This is a genomic window from Sphingomonas mangrovi (assembly GCF_047975845.1).
Taxonomy (GTDB): Bacteria; Pseudomonadota; Alphaproteobacteria; order Sphingomonadales; family Sphingomonadaceae; genus Sphingomonas.
Map to the genome: position 1 here is coordinate 1 of NZ_JBIUCZ010000019.1, position 19,010 is coordinate 19,010.

18 protein-coding genes are annotated in these 19,010 nt (G+C 69.3%); 9 read left to right on the top strand and 9 right to left on the bottom strand.

Going from position 1 to position 19,010, the window contains the following annotated elements; all coding sequences use genetic code 11:
- Window positions 1–291: 291 nt before the first annotated feature.
- On the bottom strand, window positions 292–1,359 hold the full coding sequence (locus ACBY01_RS10445) for an NAD(P)-dependent alcohol dehydrogenase (RefSeq protein WP_416460769.1): 1,068 nt from the start codon (window positions 1,357–1,359) through the stop codon (window positions 292–294).
- 174 nt (window positions 1,360–1,533) lie between these two features.
- On the opposite strand from ACBY01_RS10445, the gene thrS reads away from it, so the two are divergent.
- Together thrS and infC are read left to right on the top strand one after the other, a co-directional pair.
- Window positions 1,534–3,546: a threonine--tRNA ligase gene (gene thrS, locus ACBY01_RS10450; RefSeq protein ID WP_416460770.1), complete on the top strand. Its 2,013-nt coding sequence runs from the start codon at window positions 1,534–1,536 to the stop codon at window positions 3,544–3,546.
- 161 nt (window positions 3,547–3,707) lie between these two features.
- Window positions 3,708–4,241 (top strand): translation initiation factor IF-3, encoded by a 534-nt coding sequence (gene infC, locus ACBY01_RS10455; protein ID WP_229360573.1) that lies wholly within the window; start codon window positions 3,708–3,710, stop codon window positions 4,239–4,241.
- A gap of 250 nt (window positions 4,242–4,491) precedes the next feature.
- On the opposite strand, the gene ACBY01_RS10460 is transcribed toward infC, so the two are convergent.
- A complete protein-coding gene (locus ACBY01_RS10460) occupies window positions 4,492–4,896 on the bottom strand; it encodes a winged helix-turn-helix transcriptional regulator (protein WP_416460771.1) in 405 nt (134 codons plus the stop codon).
- Between the two features lie 82 nt (window positions 4,897–4,978).
- On the opposite strand from ACBY01_RS10460, the gene ACBY01_RS10465 reads away from it, so the two are divergent.
- Complete coding sequence (locus ACBY01_RS10465) at window positions 4,979–5,713, top strand: SDR family NAD(P)-dependent oxidoreductase (protein ID WP_416460772.1); 735 nt, start codon at window positions 4,979–4,981, stop codon at window positions 5,711–5,713.
- Window positions 5,714–5,843: 130 nt separating this feature from the next.
- Here ACBY01_RS10465 and ACBY01_RS10470 read toward each other — a convergent pair whose 3' ends face one another.
- The 4 genes from ACBY01_RS10470 to ACBY01_RS10485 all read right to left on the bottom strand — a co-directional run bounded on the left by ACBY01_RS10470 (window position 5,844) and on the right by ACBY01_RS10485 (window position 10,999).
- On the bottom strand, window positions 5,844–8,615 hold the full coding sequence (locus ACBY01_RS10470; protein WP_416460773.1) for a [protein-PII] uridylyltransferase: 2,772 nt from the start codon (window positions 8,613–8,615) through the stop codon (window positions 5,844–5,846).
- A gap of 23 nt (window positions 8,616–8,638) precedes the next feature.
- Entirely contained in the window at window positions 8,639–9,196 is a 558-nt protein-coding gene (grpE, locus tag ACBY01_RS10475; RefSeq protein WP_416460774.1) for a nucleotide exchange factor GrpE, read from the bottom strand.
- Between the two features lie 15 nt (window positions 9,197–9,211).
- Window positions 9,212–10,252, bottom strand: coding sequence for a heat-inducible transcriptional repressor HrcA (gene hrcA, locus ACBY01_RS10480; protein ID WP_416460825.1), 1,041 nt, complete (start codon window positions 10,250–10,252; stop codon window positions 9,212–9,214).
- 225 nt (window positions 10,253–10,477) lie between these two features.
- Window positions 10,478–10,999 (bottom strand): DUF6438 domain-containing protein, encoded by a 522-nt coding sequence (locus tag ACBY01_RS10485; protein WP_416460775.1) that lies wholly within the window; start codon window positions 10,997–10,999, stop codon window positions 10,478–10,480.
- Window positions 11,000–11,084: 85 nt separating this feature from the next.
- Here ACBY01_RS10485 and rph point away from each other — a divergent pair, with 85 nt between their 5' ends.
- From rph to ACBY01_RS10500, 3 genes are all read left to right on the top strand, one after another.
- Complete coding sequence (gene rph / locus ACBY01_RS10490) at window positions 11,085–11,801, top strand: ribonuclease PH (protein WP_416460776.1); 717 nt, start codon at window positions 11,085–11,087, stop codon at window positions 11,799–11,801.
- The gene (gene rdgB, locus ACBY01_RS10495) at window positions 11,798–12,427 is read left to right on the top strand and encodes an RdgB/HAM1 family non-canonical purine NTP pyrophosphatase (protein ID WP_416460777.1); all 630 of its coding nucleotides are present in this window, start codon (window positions 11,798–11,800) and stop codon (window positions 12,425–12,427) included. The genes rph and rdgB overlap by 4 nt, the downstream gene beginning before the upstream one ends.
- A 274-nt stretch (window positions 12,428–12,701) precedes the next feature.
- Entirely contained in the window at window positions 12,702–13,481 is a 780-nt protein-coding gene (locus ACBY01_RS10500; RefSeq protein WP_416460778.1) for an SDR family NAD(P)-dependent oxidoreductase, read from the top strand.
- A 52-nt stretch (window positions 13,482–13,533) separates the two neighbouring features.
- On the opposite strand, the gene ACBY01_RS10505 is transcribed toward ACBY01_RS10500, so the two are convergent.
- Window positions 13,534–14,301: a penicillin-binding protein activator LpoB gene (locus ACBY01_RS10505; protein ID WP_416460779.1), complete on the bottom strand. Its 768-nt coding sequence runs from the start codon at window positions 14,299–14,301 to the stop codon at window positions 13,534–13,536.
- Window positions 14,302–14,535: 234 nt separating this feature from the next.
- Window positions 14,536–15,075, bottom strand: a complete 540-nt coding sequence (locus ACBY01_RS10510) for a CAP domain-containing protein (RefSeq protein ID WP_416460780.1) — start codon at window positions 15,073–15,075, stop codon at window positions 14,536–14,538.
- A gap of 44 nt (window positions 15,076–15,119) precedes the next feature.
- Here ACBY01_RS10510 and hemW point away from each other — a divergent pair, with 44 nt between their 5' ends.
- Window positions 15,120–16,283 (top strand): radical SAM family heme chaperone HemW, encoded by a 1,164-nt coding sequence (hemW, locus tag ACBY01_RS10515; protein ID WP_416460781.1) that lies wholly within the window; start codon window positions 15,120–15,122, stop codon window positions 16,281–16,283.
- A gap of 127 nt (window positions 16,284–16,410) precedes the next feature.
- On the opposite strand, the gene ACBY01_RS10520 is transcribed toward hemW, so the two are convergent.
- A complete protein-coding gene (locus tag ACBY01_RS10520; protein WP_416460782.1) occupies window positions 16,411–17,610 on the bottom strand; it encodes a penicillin-binding protein activator in 1,200 nt (399 codons plus the stop codon).
- A 13-nt stretch (window positions 17,611–17,623) separates the two neighbouring features.
- Between ACBY01_RS10520 and rsmI the strand changes: the two genes are divergently transcribed.
- Together rsmI and ACBY01_RS10530 are read left to right on the top strand one after the other, a co-directional pair.
- Window positions 17,624–18,460: a 16S rRNA (cytidine(1402)-2'-O)-methyltransferase gene (gene rsmI, locus ACBY01_RS10525; RefSeq protein ID WP_416460783.1), complete on the top strand. Its 837-nt coding sequence runs from the start codon at window positions 17,624–17,626 to the stop codon at window positions 18,458–18,460.
- Window positions 18,457–18,810 (top strand): YraN family protein, encoded by a 354-nt coding sequence (locus ACBY01_RS10530; RefSeq protein ID WP_416460784.1) that lies wholly within the window; start codon window positions 18,457–18,459, stop codon window positions 18,808–18,810. Before rsmI ends, ACBY01_RS10530 begins: the two co-directional genes overlap by 4 nt.
- Window positions 18,811–19,010 lie beyond the last annotated feature (200 nt).

Here is a 19,010-nt window from a genome sequence, read left to right on the forward strand (position 1 = left end):
CGCGCGCGCCTACAACAACACCCCCAGAAAGTGCCTCGGCTTCCGTACCCCCGCCGAGGCGTTCCAACTGTTGCACTTCGAATGTGAATCCACATGCTGACTTTCGTCAGCATGACGAGATTGGATGGGATCATGCAAAGATCCCGCGAAGGTCGTGGCCCACTTCATCGCCTGCGCCTGCGGCTTGGTGGATCCCGGCATGCGCCGGGATGACGGACGTCGAGCGGGTATCTGACGCCCGAAGAGAAAAGAAGAAGGGCGAGGCGCACTCGGCACCCCGCCCTCCCCGGATCACGCCGCCTGCTTGAGCGCCGCCATGTCGATCACGAAGCGGTACTTCACGTCGCTCTTCACCATCCGCTCGTACGCGGTCTCGATGTCCTGCATGTCGATCATCTCGATGTCGGCGGTCAGGCCGTGCTCGGCGCAGAAGTCGAGCATCTCCTGGGTCTCGGCGATGCCGCCGATCAGCGAGCCGGCGAGCGCGCGGCGGCGGAACACCAGGTTGCCGACCGCGGGCGACGGGTGCGGATCTTCCGGCACGCCGACCAGCGTCATGGTGCCGTCACGCTTCAACAGCGCCAGAAACTGGTCGAGGTCGTGGCTGGCGGCGACCGTGTTCAGGATGAAGTCGAAGCTGCCGGTGTGCTCGGCCATCGCGTCGGCGTCCTTGGACACGATCAGGTCCTTGGCACCCAGCCGCTTGGCGTCCTCGCGCTTGTTGGGCGAGGTGCTGAACACATGGACCTCGGCACCCATTGCCGCCGCGATCTTGACGCCCATGTGGCCGAGACCGCCCAGGCCGACGATGCCGACCTTCTGCCCCGGTCCCACCTTCCAGTGTTTGAGCGGCGAATAGGTGGTGATGCCCGCGCACAGCAGCGGCGCGACCGCGGCGAGATCGTCCGCCCGGTGGCCGACCTTGAGCACGAAGCCCTCGTCGACGACGATGTGGTCGGAATAGCCGCCGAAGGTGTGGCCGCCCAGCACCGGATCGGGGCCGTTGTAGGTGCCGACGAAGCCGGTGCCCTCGCAATACTGCTCCTCGCCTCCGCGGCAGGAGTGGCACTCGCCGCAGCTGTCGACCATGCAGCCGACGCCGGCGATATCGCCGACCTGGAACTTGGTGACGTCGCCGCCGACGGCGGTCACGCGGCCGACGATCTCATGGCCCGGAACGCAGGGGTAGAGCGTCCCTTCCCACTCGCCGCGCGCGGTGTGGAGGTCGGAATGGCAGACGCCGCAGAACAGGATGTCGATCGCGACGTCGCGCGGACCGGGATCGCGACGTTCGAACGAAAAGGGCGCGAGCGGGGTGTCGGGCGACAGCGCGGCAAAGGCGTTGGCGTTGCTGGGCATGGAGGATCCTTGCAGATTCGGAGATTGGGCACACGGAAAGCTACCGCGCGGTAGCGATATGGGTGCGCCGCAGCATCGTTTACACCCGCCGAGGGTGACCAACGCGCGCGACTTGTCTAAAGCAGCCCTGCCACGACATAGACCGCGGCCCCTCCAACCAGAGAAGTGATCCCCATGTCCGCAATGTTCCGCATCACGCTGCCCGACGGTTCCGTCCGCGAGGTAGCGCCGGGGACTACCCCCGCGGACATCGCGCAGGCGATCGGGCCGGGCCTGCGCAAGGCGGCGATCGCCGCACGCGTCGACGGCGAGGTGCGCGACCTGCAGCGCCCGTTCGAGGGCGACGCGCAGCTCGCCCTGCTGACGGGCAAGGACGAGGCCGACGCGCTGGAACTCGCGCGCCACGACTATGCGCACGTGCTGGCCGAAGCGGTGCAGAACCTGTTCCCGGGAACGCAGATCACCTTCGGTCCCGCGACCGAGGACGGCTTCTACTACGACTTCGCCCCCAAGGACCGGCCCTTCACCGAAGAGGACCTGCCGGCGATCGAGGAGGAGATGCGCCGCGTCATCGCCCAAAACGAGCCGCTGATCCGCGAGGTCTGGACCCGCGAGGCGCTGATCGCGCGCTGGCGCGACAAGGGCGAGACGTTCAAGGCCGAATGGGCCGCCGAGCTTTCCGACGACCAGGAGCTGACCGTCTATCGCGCCGGCAAGGCCGAGGACGCCTGGCTCGACATGTGCCGCGGTCCGCACCTGGAATCGACCGGCAAGCTCGATCCGCAGGCGTTCAAGCTCACCCGGGTTTCGGGCGCCTATTGGCGCGGCGACCAGAAGAACGCGATGCTGAGCCGCATCTACGGCACCGGCTGGCTCAACAAGAAGCAGCTTGCCGAGCACCTCACCCGGCTGGAGGAAGCGGCCAAGCGCGACCATCGCAAGATCGGCGCGGAAATGGACCTGTTCCACCTCCAGCCCGAGGCGCAGGGCTCGGTGTTCTGGCACCCCAAGGGCTACCTCATGTGGCGCCAGCTGGAGGCCTATATGCGCCGCCGACTCGATGGGGCGGGGTACGACGAGGTCAAGACGCCGCAGCTGATGGACGCGCGCCAGTGGGAGCAGTCCGGCCACTGGGGCAAGTATCGCGAGAACATGTTCGTCGTGCCCGACGAGGTGCCGAACACCGAGGACGAGGGTGCGGTGATCTCCGGCGACGCCGACCTGATGGCGCTGAAGCCGATGAACTGCCCGGCGCACGTGCTGATCTTCCGCCAGGGGATCAAGTCGTACCGCGACCTGCCCATCCGCATGGCCGAGTTCGGCTGCTGCCACCGCAACGAGCCGCACGGCGCGCTGCACGGCATCATGCGCGTGCGCCAGTTCACCCAGGACGATGCGCACATCTTCGTGCGCGAGGACCAACTGGTGGAGGAAGTGCGCCGTTTCTGCGAGCTGCTCGACAGCGTGTATCGCGACCTGGGTTTCGAGGACTATGCCGTGAAGCTGGCGCTGCGCCCCGAAAAGCGCTTCGGCAGCGATGCGATGTGGGACAAGGCCGAGCACGAGCTGCGCGAGGCGGTGCTCGCCTCCGACCTGCCCGAGGCGATCAAGGCCAACTTCGAGGAGCTGGAGGGCGAAGGCGCCTTCTATGCCCCCAAGCTGGAGTTCCACCTGACCGACGCGATCGGCCGCACCTGGCAGGTCGGCACCATCCAGTCGGACCGGGTGCTGCCCGAGCGGCTGGATGCGAGCTATGTCGGCGAGGACGGCAACCGCCACCGTCCCGTCATGCTCCACCGCGCGATCCTGGGCACGTTCGAGCGCTTCCTGGGCATCCTGATCGAGCATCACGCCGGCCGCTTCCCGCTGTGGCTGGCGCCGGTGCAGGCGGTGGTCGCGACGATCGTGTCGGACGCCGACGGCTATGCGCAGGAAGTCGCCGATAAGCTCAAGGCGGCGGGCCTGCGCGTCGAGACCGACCTTCGCAACGAGAAGATCAACTACAAGGTGCGCGAGCACAGCCTTGCCAAGGTTCCCAACCTGCTGGTGGTGGGCAAGCGCGAGGCGGAGGAAGGCACCGTCGCGCTGCGCCGGCTGGGCAGCCAGGGCCAGCAGATGCTGAGCCTGGACGAGGCGGTGGCGATGCTGGCGGGCGAGGCGGTGGCACCCGACCTTCGCCGCGACTGATCGTCCGGGCGGGGCGCCGAACGGCGTCCCGCCGGTGGCTTTCGGAAGAATTTCGGCCCCTTTCGGGTCGACTTCCGCGCGTCTGAACTTTTCATGGGCGCCTGCGTCCCCTACATAGAGACTCGAACCAACCTGAAGGAGCTACACCTATCCGTCCGCCCATGATGCGCCGTCCGATGGCGCCCCCGCCGATGAACGGCCCGCGTTTCAACGAATTCATCCAGTCGCCCAAGGTCCGCGTGATCGACCAGGACGGCGAGAATCTGGGTGTGATGTACACGCGCGAGGCGATCGAGCAGGCCGCGGAGGTCGGGCTCGACCTGGTCGAGGTGTCGCCCAACGCCGACCCGCCCGTCGCCAAGTTCCTGGACGTCGGCAAGTTCAAGTACGAGGCGCAGAAGAAGGCGAACATCGCCCGCAAGACCCAGAAGACGCAGGAGATCAAGGAGATCAAAATGCGTCCGAACATCGACGATCATGACTATGATACGAAGATGAAGAAGGTCCACGACTTTCTGGGCGAAGGCGACAAGGTCAAGATCACGCTGCGCTTCCGCGGCCGCGAGCTTTCGCACGGCCAGCTGGGCATGCAGCTGCTCCAGCGCGTCCAGCAGGACGTGCTCGAGATCGGCAAGGTCGAAGCCTATCCCCGCATGGAAGGCCGCCAGATGCTGATGGTGCTCGCACCGAAGTAAGCGCGGACTTTCCGGCAAGAACGGCCAAGCGGGCGGCGGTTTCGTCGCCCGTTTTCATTTGGGTATGTGGCCGGGTGGAGCAAGCGGACGCGCCTGCGGAAGGGCACCGCCCTCCTGACGAACCCGCCTGCCACGTCATACCCCCGCCTCGTGCAACGGCCATTCGACGTCAGCAAACTGCGGCTTCAAACTGTTTGAATCGGCACGCGCCACCGGGAAGCCGGGATGAGCGCGCCTGCCGAAGGGGTGGCTACGCGTCTTTTTTGCGACCCCAGCTATCACGCTGTGCGAAGATCTTCTGCATCTCCGCCATGTTCTCGGTACCCCAGCTACATAAGGGCTCTAGCGCCTGGGCGAGGCTCTCGCCGAGGGGCGTCAGCGTATAGTCGACCCGCGGTGGCACCTCCTTATAGTCGTTTCTGCGCAGCACGCCGTCCGTTTCCAGCTCCTTCAACTGCTGGATCAGCACCTTGTCGCTGACATCGCGCACGGCACGCTTGAGCTCGCCGTACCGCGTCGGGCCGCGCAGCAGGAAGTACAGGATGAGCGGCTTCCACTTGCCGGAGATGACCTTCAGCGTGGCGTCGAGCCCGCAGGTGAAACCGGGCGCGACTGCGACACCCTCTTGCGTAGCGGCTTCGGGCGGATCGGACATTTTAGGCACTTACCAAAAGGTGCATACTTGTTGCTAGGTAGGCGGCCGACCAGTTTCGTGCAACCAAGATTTGGAGGCACGTATGAACCGATTGGAAGGCAAGACCGCGATCATCACTGGCGGCGGCACCGGCATTGGCCTGGCGTCCGCGAAACGCTTCATCGAGGAAGGCGCATTCGTCTACATCTTCGGCCGCCGGCAGGAGAAACTGGCTGCCGCGGTGGCTGCGCTTGGCGGCAATGCCCGCGCAGTGGCGGGATCGGTGACGAACGCCGGCGATCTCGACCGGCTGTTCGATACCGTGGAGCAGGAGCGCGGCACGCTCGACATCCTGTTCGCCAATGCCGGGACCGGCGCGCTGGTGCCGCTGAGCGACATCTCGCCCGAACATTATGACGAGACCTTCGACATCAATGTGAAGGGCACGATCTTCACAGTGCAGAAGGGCCTGAAGCTCATGGGCAAAGGGGGTTCGATCATCCTCACCGGCTCGACCACGGGGGTGATGGGAACGCCTGCTTTCAGCATGTACAGCGCGTCGAAAGCGGCTGTTCGCAACCTCGCGCGCAGCTGGGCGCAGGATCTGCGCGGTACCGGCATCCGGGTGAATGTCCTGTCGCCGGGGCCGACGCTGACCGAACTCGCGGCCGAGGTCGTGGGTCGAGACGCGATGATCGAGATGGGGGCGACTACCCCGATCGGTCATGTCGGCGAGCCATCCGAAGTCGCGGCGGCGGTCGCGTTTCTCGCCTCGTCGGACAGCAGCTTCATGACCGGAAGCGAGTTGTTTACCGATGGCGGCTTCGCCCAGGTCTGAACGATCTCGCCGGGGGGCGCCCCTGCCCGCTGCCCCCCGGCGGGCGGGCGCGACGCCCTCATGTCCGGCCGGGTCCGCCTGAGCTGAAGGCGTCGCGCTCCATGCCTCGGTCTGGCCTGACGCGCGCTCCCTACGCCGCCGCCTCCGCCGCTCCCCCCGCCGCCTCCAGCAGCCGTGCCTCGAGTGCGCGGAGGCGGGCGGTGCCGGTGATGCGGTCGCCGGTCAGGTCGGTGAGGTAGAAGGTGTCGACCGCGCGCTCGCCGAAGGTGGCGACGTGCGCCGAATGGATCGTGACCTTCGACTGGAACAGCGCATGCGCGAGATGGTGGAGCAGCGCCGGACGGTCGCGCGCGTTGACCTCGACGACGGTGAATCGGTTCGAGGCCTGGTTGTCGATCAGCACGTTGGGGGTGATGGAGAAGGCACCGGCGCGCGGGTGCGGCAGCGGCTTGGCGGAGAGGCGTTCGGTCAGGCGCGCGCGGTTGGCGAGCGCGTCGGCGATGCCGGTGCGCAGCCGCTCGAGCTGCGCATCGTCGTCGAAGCGGCCGCCTTGCGGGTTCTGGACGAGGAAATTGTCGAGTGCCATGCCCGCGCGCGTGGTGTGAATGCGCGCGTCGATGATGTTGCCGCCCGCCGCATGGATCGCGCCGGCGATGCGATAGAACAGCCCGGGATGGTCGGCGGCGTGCACCGTCACCAGCGTCGCGTCGCGCTCGGGATCTGCGACCGTGTCGATCGCCAGCGGCGCGCCGCCCGCCCCGTCCACCAGCTGCGCGTTGCGCTCCAGAACGTCGCACGGCTCGGCCACCCAATAGGCTTCGGGCAGCTGGTCGACGAGGGCCGTCATCCGCTCGGGCGACCAGCCGAGCGCTTCCTGGAGCCGCTCCTGCTTGGCGGCGATCCGCTCGCCGCGGCCGCGCTGCTTGTGGCCCAGCCGCAGCACTTCCTCCGCCGAATCGAACAGCGTCGAGAGCAGCTGCCGCTTCCAGCCGTTCCAGATGCCCGGCCCCACCGCGCGGATATCGACGATGGTCAGCACCAGCAGCATGCGCAGCCGTTGCGGGCTCTGCACCATCTCGGCGAAGTCGAGGATCGTCTTGAAGTCCGACAGGTCGCGCTTGAACGCGGTCGCCGACATCAGCAGGTGGTGGCGCACCAGCCAGGCGACGGTATCGGTCTCGGCCGCGGTCAGCCCGAAGCGCGGCCCGAGCCGCTCGGCGACGGCGGCGCCCAGGATCGAATGGTCGCCGTCGCGCCCCTTGGCGATGTCGTGCAGGAACACGGCGACGTAGAGCGCGCGTCGCTGGACGATGCCCGGGAACAGCGCGGTCGAGAGCGGATGGTCCTGCGCCAGATCGCCGCGCTCGATGCCGTTGAGCAGCCCGATCGCACGGACGGTGTGCTCGTCCACCGTATAATGGTGGTACATGTCGAACTGCATCTGCGCGACGACGCGGCCGAAGTCGGGCACCAGCCGGCCGAGCACCCCCGCCTCGCTCATCCAGCGCAGCACCTTCTCCGGCGTCCGCGGGGAGGTCAGCACGTCGAGGAACAGCGCATTGGCACGCGGATCGCGGCGGTGATCGGTGATGAGGTGCGCGTCGCGCGCGACGACGCGCAGCGCCAGCGGGTGGATCTCGACGTCGTGAAGATCGGCGAGCGCGAAGATCTCCACCAGCCGGATCGGATCCTCGACGAAGAAGCGGTCGCTGGGCAGCGCCAGTCGCCCGCGATCGAGCATGAAGCCGTGGAGCTTGCTCGGCCGGCGGCGCAGCCGCGGCAGCCCGAAGCGCCGCCCGCGCGCGGCGAAGGTCTCGTCAAGATGCGCGAGGAACAGCCCGCTGAGATAGCCGACGCGCTTCGCCTGCAGGAAATAGAACTGCATGAAGCGCTCGACCTTCGACTTGCCGGGGCGGTCGGCGTAGCGCATCCGCTCGGCTATCTCGCGCTGGACGTCGAAGGTCAGCCGCTCCTCGGCGCGGCCGGCGATCAGGTGGAGGTGACACCGCACCGCCCACAGGAAATTCTCGGCGCGCTGGAACTGGCGATATTCCTGGCGCGTGAACAGCCCGCGCTCGACCAGCTCAGCGGCGCGGCGCACGCCATAGGCGAACTTGCCGATCCAGAAGAGCGCGTGGAGGTCGCGAAGCCCGCCCTTGCCCTCCTTGACGTTGGGTTCGACGACGTAGCGGCTGTCGCCCATCTTGACGTGGCGCGCCTCGCGCTCGGCGAGTTTCTCGGCGACGAACTGGCGGGCGCCGTCGGCCTGCACCTCGGCCATGAAGCGCGCCGCCGCCTCGTCGTAGAGCGCGGCGTCGCCCCACAGGAAACGCCCCTCCAGCAGCGCGGTGCGCACCGTATGGTCTGCCCGCGCCTGGCGGATCATCTCGTCGAGCGAACGGGACGAATGGCCGACCTTCAGCCCGATGTCCCACAAGGCGTAGAGCACGGATTCGATGACCTGCTCGCACCACGGCGTCTGCTTCCACGGCGTGAGGAAGCCGATGTCGACGTCCGAGAAGGGCGCCATCTCGCCGCGCCCGTAGCCGCCGACCGCGACCATCGCCATGCGCTCGGCAGCGGTCGGGTTGGCGTTGGGATGCAGCCGGGTGACGACGAAATCGAGCAGCAGCTGCAGGATGCGGTCGGTCAGGTACGCCCCGGCCGCTGCGGTCTGGAGCCCCTGAGTCGGTTTCTCGAAGAAGCGGCGCGCGATCTCCGCGCGGCCGCGGTCGAGCGCGTCGCGCAGCAGCGCGCTGGCGGCACGGCGCAGCGCACCGGTGTCGGGGGCATCGAGCGCGGCGAGCCGCTCCGCCACCACCGCACGATCGACGATCGCGCGACGGTTGGAGAGGTGCTCGAACCGCGGCAGGTTGAGCGCGCTGGGCGCACCCGGAGTCATCGGAACGGTGCCCCCGATGCGGATCAGGCCTCTGGCTTCTTGGCGACGCCGACCAGCGCCGGGCGGAGCAGCCGATCCTTGATCATGTAGCCGGTCTGGATTTCCTGCACGATCGTGCCGGGCTCGGCCTCGGCATGCGGCACTTCCAGCATCGCCTGGTGGCGGTTGGGGTCGAGCGTCTCGCCCTCGGCAACGATGCGCGAGATGCCGTGGCGGGCGAACACGCTGTCGAGCTCGCGACCGGTGGCCTCCAGGCCGGTGACCAGCCCCTTCATCTTCTCGTCCTCGCGCAGCTCGGCGGGGATCGCCGACAGCGCGCGCGAGAGATTGTCGGCGACCGACAGGATGTCGCGGGCGAAGCCGGTCGCGGCATAGGCGCGCGCGTCGCCGACTTCCTTCTCGGCGCGACGGCGGACGTTCTGGATGTCCGCACGCGCATAGAGCAGCTGCGCCTTGGTCTCGGCGAGCTCGGCCTCCAGCTCGGTGCTACGATCGTGCTCGGCCACTTCGGGCGCTTCCTGCGCGGTTTCCTCGCGCAGGTCTTCGGCGGTGTCGTTCGGCGTATTCTCTTGCTCGGTCATTCTCTCTCTCGGGCATCAGGCCAGCAGACGCGCCAGCGTCGTGGCAGTGAAGTCCACCATGGGCACGACTCGCGCGTAGTTCAACCGCACAGGGCCGATCACCCCCACCACGCCGACCACGCGGCCGTCGAGCGCGCGCACCGGTTTCGCGATCACGGAAGAGCCGGACAGCGCGAACAGCTTGTTCTCCGAACCGATGAAGATGCGCGCCGCGTCGCCCTCGCTCGCCGAGGCGAGCAGGCGGGCGATCTCCTCCTTGCCCTCCAGCTCCTCGAGCAGCTGGCGGACGCGATCGAGGTCGGCGGTGGCGGCGGGGTCGAGCAGCCGCGCCTGGCCGCGCACGATCAGCACCGGGCGGCGATCGCCGTCCTCGCTCCACAGCGCGAGGCCGCGCGACACCAGGGTGCGCGCCGCCTCGTCGAGCGCCGCGCGCTCGGCGCGGATCTCGTGCTCGATGCCGACGCGCGCCTCGGCCAGCGTCTGGCCGCTCAACCGTGCGGTGAGATAGTTGGACGCCTCGACCAGTGCCGAAGGAGTCATGCCCGGCGGCAGCTCGACGACGCGATTCTCGATCGAGCCGTCGGAGCCGACCAGCACGGCGAGCGCGCGATCGTGGCCGAGCGGGGCGAAGTGGAACTGGCGCATCACCACGTCGCGCTTGGGCACCATCACCATGCCCGCGCATGCCGACAGGCCGGACAGCGCGGCGGTGGTGCCGGCCAGCGCCTGTTCGATCGGACCGACGGTGCCCACCTGCGCCTCGATCGCGGCGCGTTCCTGCGCCGAGGGCTCCATCGCGTGCATCATGCCGTCGACGAACAGCCGCAGCCCCTGGTCGGTCGGCATCCGCCCGGCGCTCGTATGCGGCGCGGCGAGCAGCCCCGCCTCCTCCAGATCCTGCATCACGGTGCGGATCGACGCGGACGACAGGTTGAGGCCGGAGAGCTGCGCGATGGTGCGCGACCCCACGGGCATGCCGGAATCGAGATAGGATTCGACCACCAGGCGAAACACGTCGCGCGCGCGGTCGGTCAGCTCGGTGATCGGCGGGGTCATGGGCGTCATGTAGGGGCTGCCGCGCGACGGCTCCAGACGCGAATTGGCGCGCGGAGCCATGCCCTCCTCTTCGTACCCCGGCGGAGGCCGGGGGCCAGTTGGAAAGGTCCCTGAAAGGGACAGCGCCCCTCGCCCAAGACGCCGCAACTGGACCCCGGCCTTCGCCGGGGCACGAAGAAGAGACGGGCGCAGCGGCCCGCGCTTCAGCGTGGAGCGGAGCCTGCCTCAGCGTCCCGCGGCGCGCTCGCCGATGAACGCCCCGATCGGCAGCAGCTCGGGTGCGGTGCGCACCGCCGTGCGCATGTCCTGCCCCTCGCCCATCGCGCAGCCGTAATAATAATAGAGGTGGTGCGTTCCCTCGGCCCCGTCCGACCAGGTGACGTCGGCCGACGGCATGTCGGTGGCTGGATTGGGACACAGCGCCGAGCCGGGCTCGTAGCGCTGCTCGCCCTGCGCCGGGCGATAGGGCGCGAGCCGGTCGGCGAAGGCGCGATATTGCGCCGGTGTCAGCGTGAAATCGCGGCTGCCGGTGACGGCGGTGAACTGCTTGCCCTCGAAGCTGCCGGTGCCGTCGGGCCGCACCGTCACGCTGTAGACCGGGCAGGTGCCGAAGCAGCGGCCGGTCTCGTAGCGGATCGTCTCGCCCGCCATCGCCGCCTCGCTGCCCGCCGACGCGGTGCCGCCGCCGTTGGGGGTGCATGCCGCCAGCGCCAGTGCGGCGCCTGCCATCGTCATCAACCGGATCAAGCTGTATCTCCCTCTTGTCCTCGGACTGGCGGAACGCCCGTCGCCGGTCTAGGTGCCCGCAAAGATCTTGCAGGAGACTGAATTCATGCGCCCATCCGGCCGCGCCCCCGACGAGATGCGCACCATCTCGATCCAGCCCAACTTCACCCGCCACGCCGAAGGATCGGTGCTGGTCGCCTTCGGCGAGACCAAGGTGCTGGTCACCGCCTCGGTCGAGGAGCGCGTGCCGCCGTTCCTGCGCGGCAAGGGCGAAGGCTGGGTGACGGCGGAGTACGGCATGCTGCCGCGCGCCACCCACACCCGCGGCAGCCGTGAGGCCGCCAAGGGCAAGCAGTCCGGCCGCACGCAGGAAATCCAGCGGCTGATTGGCCGCTCCCTGCGCGCCGTCTGCGACCTCAAGGCGCTGGGCGAGCGCCAGATCACGATCGACTGCGACGTGATCCAAGCCGACGGCGGCACCCGCACCGCCTCGATCTCCGGCGCCTGGGTGGCGCTGCGCATCGCGGTGGACGGGCTGATCGCGGCGGGCAAGCTCGCCAACGACCCGATCAGCCGCCAGGTCGCGGCGGTCAGCTGCGGCATCTACGAAGGCACGCCGGTGCTCGACCTCGACTACCCCGAGGATTCGGCCGCCGACGCCGACGCGAACTTCGTGCTGACCAGCGACGGCAACATCGCCGAGGTGCAGGCGACCGCCGAGGGTGCCTGCTACGAGGAGGAAGCGCTGCTCCGCCTGCTGCGCCTCGCCCGCATCGGCTGCGGCGAGATCTTCGCTGCCCAGCTGAAGGCCGCCGGCCGGTGAGCGGCGAAGGCCTGGAGCCCCAGGCGATCCGCAAGCTCGCTCCCGGCAAGCTGGTGATCGCCAGCCACAACCCCGGCAAGGTGCGCGAAATCGCCGAGCTGCTCGGCCCCTATGGCATCGAGCCGATCTCGGCGGGCGCGCTCGACCTCCCCGAGCCCGAGGAGACCGGCACGACCTTTGTCGCCAATGCCGAGCTGAAGGCGCGCCAGGCGGCCGACCTGTCGGGGATGCCGGCGCTGGCCGACGACAGCGGGCTGTGCGTCGAGGCGCTCGGCGGCGAGCCGGGCATCTTCTCCGCGCGCTGGGGCGGCGAGGGCAAGGACTTCGACCTGGCGATGCGGCTGGTCGAGGAACGGCTGGCGACGCTGGGTCCGGACGTCAGCCGCGACGCGCATTTCGTCTGCGCGCTCGCGCTCGCCTGGCCCGACGGCCATGTCGAGTGGTTCGAGGGGCGCGTCGACGGCACGCTGGTGTGGCCGCCGCGCGGCGACCGCGGCTTCGGCTACGACCCGATGTTCGTCGCCAACGGCATGGACGAGAGCTTCGGCGAGATCGATCCGCAGCAGAAGCACGCGATGAGCCACCGCGCCGACGCGTTCCGCCAGTTGGTGGCGGCGGTTCTCTGACCCTCGACGGCGGTCGCTTGCAGGCGCGGCGACCGCCGCCTAGGCTCCGCGTGATCTCACAGGAGCGCACGATCATGGTCCGGCACCTCCGCTAAGGCGGACATTCGCGACATCCGCTTGTGCTCCCGCGAAGGCGGGAGCCCAGGGCGCCAAGCACTGCCGTTGCGCTGCTTGGCCCTGGGTCCCCGCTTCCGCGGGGACACGGCCATGAGTGTCCCGCAGGTTTCGCCTTGGCGCACCCGCCCGCGAACCCCACCGGACCAGAGGATCGAACATGCCCAGACTGCAGGGAAAGACGTGCGTCGTCACCGGCGCCGCACGCGGCATCGGCCGCGCCATCACCGAAGCCTTTCACACCGAAGGCGCCACCGTTTGCGTCACCGACCAGGACGCCGCAACCGGCGCCGCCACTGCTGCGGCGATCGGCTGCGCCTTTTTGCCCCTCGACGTCGCCAGCGAGGCGGATTGGGCGCGGCTCGCCGAGGAAGTCCCCACCGCCGACGTCGTGGTCAACAACGCCGGCATCACGGGCTTCGAGGAGGATGCCGGCCCGCACGATCCCGAGCATTGCACGCTCGACCGCTGGCGCGCGGTGCACCGGGTCAACCTCGACGGCACCTTCCTCGGCTGCCGCTACGCGATCGGCGCGATGAAGGCGCGCGACACCGGCTCGATCATCAACGTCTCGTCGCGCTCGGGACTGGTCGGCATCCCGCTCGCTGCCGGCTATGCGTCGTCGAAGGCGGCGATCCGCAACCACAGCAAGACGGTGGCGCTCTATTGCGCGCAGCAGGGCTGGTCGATCCGCTGCAACTCGATCCACCCCGCCGCGGTGCTCACCCCGATGTGGGAGCCGATGCTCGGCGCCGGTCCCGATCGCGACGCGCGCATGGCCGCGCTGGTCGCCGACACACCGCTGCGCCGCTTCGGCACGCCGCAGGAAGTCGCTGCGCTGGCGGTGCTGCTTGCCTCCGACGAGGCAGGGTACATCACCGGGTCCGAACTCAGCATCGACGGCGGGCTACTCGCGGGATCGGCGGCCGCACCCGGGTGATCCCGTGCCGCCCTGCGGCGACAGGAGGATCACTCGATTCCCTGCCGCTCGCCTATCGCGCCTGGGGCGCGGCCGCAGAGGCATTGGCCGGCAGGCCGCCCATCTCGGACACCAGCTTGGTGTACGCGTCGAGGTAGGCGAGCACGATCACTTGGCCGATCGCGGTGTTCGAATAGCCGCTGGCGCCTACTGCTGCGAAGCCGTCCCACCAGCTACCCGCGCCACTGCCCGCGAACGAGATGTCGGATTTGCGGTAATAGCCCTCCGCCATCGCCTGCTCCTCGGTCGTCCGCGAATTGACGAGACTGAGCGTGACGTTGGCTTCTTTCTTGTTGATGCTGACATTGCCCGCGGCGCGGCCGAAGCCGCCGAGCCGGTTGCCGAGCAGTCCGCCGATCGCTCCGCCGATGTTGTTCCCGCCCGAGCGCTTGTTGCCGGTGACGATGTCGGGCTGGAGGAAATAGTCCGCGGCACGGACCTGCCCCTTGCCCAGGTTGGCGTTGGCCTGGAGTTCGCCGTCGTCGGCCAGCGCCCGCTCCATGTTCCGGCTCGCCATCGACCGGCCGCGATTGACGATGGTGAAGCATCCGGAGCGCTGGACGAAGATCCTGAGGATCGCTTCGGGGCTGCCGAGGTTGAACTCGCGCCACCACGGCGTGTCGGGTTCAACGATCGCGACGCTGCCGAGATTGCGGGTGCAGCGCGGGATGTCCGCCTGCCCCTGCGCCTGTGCCTTGCGCCCCGACGACTGTGCCATCGCCGGCTCCGCGACCAGCGCCGCGAGCATGGTGAGACCTGCGACGATCGAACCGGATTTCATCTAAAGCCCTCCCGTTGTTTCCGCCATCCTGCCACAGGGCAGAGTAAGAAGGGAAGTCCGAGGGCGAATCTTATCCCACCGGGCCGAAGACAAGATTTGAATCTACGAGTTTACTTCGCGCGCCAGTGCACAAATCACTGATTCTTCAAAACTAATCCTCGCAGGACCTTCGGTCTGCGTCGGCCGGCTCAGCACGCGACGATCCGGTACGGACCTGCGAACGCGAGTCGCGGCTCAATACACCCGCTCGCCCATCAGATTGCCCGGCGGATCGTAGCGGCAGACCAGAAAATCGTCGCGTCGATTGCTCGCGAGTGCGCAGCCGTAGCGCAGCGTCCGCCGCGACACGATCTGCCCGTAATGCGCCACATCCTGCCATCGGCCGGTGCGCGAGAAATTGGGCACCGGCCGATGGAGATACTCGCGCCTCTCGGCCACCCAATGGCCGATCATCTCGTCGTAACGGTAAGCCCCGCGCGTGCCGGTCCACAGATTCTCGCCGACGCGGTGCAGCGCCTGCGACTCGGGCGAATGTGCGAACCGGCCGGTCTTCGCCAGCGTCTGCGCATAGGCGCGCGCGCCGGCGGCAAGTTCGTCCGACCAGACGAGCGGCGGCAGCCCGACGGCGGCGCGCGCGGCGTCGTGCCCCTGCCGCATCGCCTGGCGCAGCAGCGCCGGGCCGCGCGGGGCCGTCCCGCCGAACGCACGCGGCTCGACCACGCGCTCCGCCCCTTCGGGCGACGAACAGGCGGCGAGCGCTGCGAGCGCCAACACCGCGAACCTTTGCCTCCATCGCATCGGCGCCATATGGGGCGGCGATGCCCGCGGAACACCCCTCCCCCGGAGCGCCGCTGGCGCTCTACGTCCACTGGCCGTTCTGCGTCTCCAAATGCCCCTATTGCGACTTCAACAGCCACGTCCGCGAATCGGTCGACCAGCAGGCGTGGCGCGACGCGCTGCTCGCCGACCTCGCCTATGAGGCGGCACGACTGCCCGGGCGGCGGCTCGCCTCGATCTTCTTCGGCGGCGGCACGCCCTCGCTGATGCCGCCGGCGACCGTGGCCGCGCTGATCGAGGCGGCGACCGGCCATTGGCCGGCCGAGCCGGAGGTCGAGATCACGCTAGAGGCAAATCCCTCGTCGGTGGAGGCGGCGCGCTTCGCCGACCTCGCCGCCGCCGGGGTCAACCGCGTGTCGCTGGGGCTGCAGGCGCTCGACGATGCGGCGCTCCGCTTCCTGGGCCGTGCGCACGGCGTCGACGAGGGGCTGGCAGCACTGGCGACCGCGCAGCGCGCCTTCGGGCGGGTGAGCTTCGACCTGATATACGCACGTCCCGGCCAGAGCTTGGCGCAATGGGAGGCGGAACTCGACCGGGCGCTGGGGTTCGGCACCGAGCATCTTTCGCTCTACCAGCTGACGATCGAGCCCGGCACGCGCTTCGCGACGCTCGCCGCGAAGGGAGCGCTGACGCTACCCGACGAGGACTTGGCCGCCGACCTGTGGGAAACCACCCAGGCGCGCACCGCCGCTGCCGGGCTGCCGCTCTACGAGGTGTCGAACCACGCGCGCCCGGGCGCGGAGAGCCGTCACAACCTGACCTATTGGCGCTACCGCGACTATGCGGGCGTTGGCCCCGGAGCGCATGGGCGGCGGGACGGCATTGCGACCTTCCGCCGCAAGAAGCCGGAGAACTGGCTCGCCGCCGTGGACCGCAACGGCCACGGTGCCGAGAGCGAGGTCGCGCTCACGCCCACCGAACGCGTCACCGAGGCGCTGGTGATGGGCCTGCGGATGCGCGAGGGCATCGACCTCGCGCGGGTCGCCAGCTTGGGGGCGACCACGATCGACGCGGTGGTGGATCTGGCTGCCGTCGACCGGCTGGCGGTGCAAGGCCTGGTCACCCGCGAAGACACCCGGCTGGCGCTGACGCCCGCGGGGATGCCGCTGCTGGACGCGGTGCTGCGGGAAGTGGCGCGGGGATAGCTCCTGTAACCCGGCGCAGGCCGGGGCCCAGTTGGGAAGGCCGTGGAGAGGGTCGACGCCCTTCGATGCGCATCGCACCTGGGCCCCGGCCTTCGCCGGGGTACAGATTGGGGTTTTCGGCCGTCGTCTAATCGAAGGCGCGCGGTGCAGGCGAGACCGTCACCGTGGCGCCGCCGCGGACCTCCTGCACCTCCAGCGCGCGCTCGGCGATGCCGTCGCGGCCGAAGCGGAAGGCGCCGTCGAGCCCGGCGAAGCCGGTGCTCTCGGTCAGCTTGCTTTCCGGGAAGCGCTCGCCGACCTTCCAGTCGCGGGCGATGCGGATGGTGAGCAGTACCGAATCATAGCCCAGGCTCGACAGCCGGTAGGGCGCATTGCCGAAACGGGTGCGGTACTTGGCGGCGTACTGGCGATAGAGCCCGTCCGAGACGCTGGCGAACCAGGCGCCGTTGAGCGCCGCGTTGCCGCCGACCGCCGAGTCGGTGTTCCACAGCTCGGTGCCGAGCACGCGGGCGGTCGCGGCGTCGCGGCGCAGCACCGGCACCGCGGTCGCGGCCGTGCCCGCGCTGTCGGCGATCAGCACCGCCTGATAGGGCGAGTTCTTGGGCAGGCGGGTGACCGCCGCCGCGATCCCGCCATTGCCGCGGTTGTAGGTCTGGAGCGACACCACCTGGCCGCCGGCGCTTTCCACCGCGCGCAGGAAGGCGGTGGAGGCGCGCTGGCCGTAGACGCCGGTCGGCACCAGCCCGGCGAAGCTGGTGATGCCGGTCTGCTTGGCATAATCGACCACGCGGGTGATCGACTGCGACGGCGAATAGCCCATCACATAGGCGCCGTTGCCCGCGGCGCTGGCGTCGTTCGAATAGCTGAGCACCGGCACGCCGGCGCGCTTGGCGATCGGCGCGACCGCACGCACGTCTTCGGACAGCAGCGGGCCGAGGATCAGCCGGTTGCCGTCGGCCAGCGCGCGCTGCGCGGCGGCGGCAGCACCGGTCGCGGTGTCGTAGGTGGTGATGCGCACCTGCTCGCTACGCGAGTCGAGCAGCGCGAGCTGGGTCGCGTTGGCGATGCTCTGGCCGACGCCGGCGTTGGGCCCGCTCAGCGGCACCAGCAGCGCGACGCGGTGGCGCTGGGTGTCCTCGGGAATGCCCGGCTGCACGGGTTCGGGACGGGTGCCCGGGGTCGGCTGCTGCTTGGGCGGCGGCGGCACCCGATCAGGCACGCCGCGCGGCACCAGCGTCTGACAGCCCGCCAGCAGCATCGCTCCCGCGACGACCGACGTGCGGATCAGCCGACGCATCCATTGCGGTCCGGTTGCCGCCTCTGCCATGACATTCCCCCTGATGAACGCACCACTATCCCCCGGCCTGTACATCGTCGCGACCCCGATCGGCAATCTCGGCGACCTCTCCCCTCGCGCGGCAGCGGTGCTGGCCGCCGCCGACGTGATCGCGGTGGAGGACAGCCGCGTCACCGCTGGCCTGCTCCGCCACATCGGCACTAGGCGGCCGATGGTGCCCTATCACGACCATAATGCCGAAGGGGTCCGGCCCGGGCTGGTCGCGCGCATGGGGCACGAGGCGGTGGCGCTGGTGTCCGACGCGGGCACGCCGCTGATCTCCGATCCCGGCTACAAGCTGGTGCGCGACGCGCGTGCGGCGGGGCATCTGGTGGTGACGGTGCCGGGGCCGTGCGCAGCGATCTCGGCGCTGACGCTCGCCGGGCTGCCCACCGACCGGTTCTTCTATCTGGGCTTCCTGCCGCCCAAGCAGCACGCCCGCGCCGAGGCGATCGCCGAGATCGCCGCCGTACGCGCGACGCTGGTGCTCTACGAAAGCGGCCCCCGACTGGCGGCAACGCTGGGCGCATTGGCCGAGGGACTCGGTGACCGCGAGGCGGCGGTGGCGCGCGAGATCACCAAGAAGTTTGAGGAATGCGTGACGGGCACGCTGTCCCAGCTCGCCGAGCGCTATGCCGAGGCACCGCCCAAGGGCGAAATCGTGATCGTCGTCGCGCCGCCGGGCGAAGCACCGCCCGCCGACGCCGACACGGCCGATGCGGCGCTGGCCGAGGCGCTCACCCGCTTGCCCGTCTCCAAGGCGGCAGGTGAGGTCGCCAAGAAGCTCGGCCTGGACCGCAAGGAGCTCTACGCGCGGGCGATGGAGCTGAAGGGGCAATGAGGGACCGCCGCGCGGCCGAGGCGCAGGGCCGCGCGGGCGAGCGCTGGGCGGCGTGGTATCTGCGGCTGAAGGGCTGGCGAATCCTCGACCGGCGGGTGCGCACGCGCTTGGGCGAGGTCGACCTTATCGCGCGGCGCGGATCAATCGTGGCGTTCGTGGAGGTGAAGGCGCGCGGGAGTGCGGCGGCGCTGGACCTCGCCATCGACGAGCGCCGGCTGCGCCGGGTGGCGGCCGCGGCGGAGATGCTGATGCCCCGCTATGCCGGGCCGGGCGACGACATCCGCATCGACGTGGTGCTGGTCGCGCGCGGGGTGCCGGTGCGGCATATCGAGAATGCGTGGATCGGGTGAGCGAAACCGGGACGGCCGCTCCATCCCCCCACCCGCAGCCCCCACCGTTCGCCTCGAGTAGCCGTCGAGCTTGTCGAGACGGCGTATCGAGAGGTCGGCGCGCGCGGCTCTCTCGATACGGGCTCTCGACAAGCTCGATCCCTACTCGAGACGAACGGGTTCTGGAGAATATCAGGCCGGTCCGGACGACCAGCCCGCCC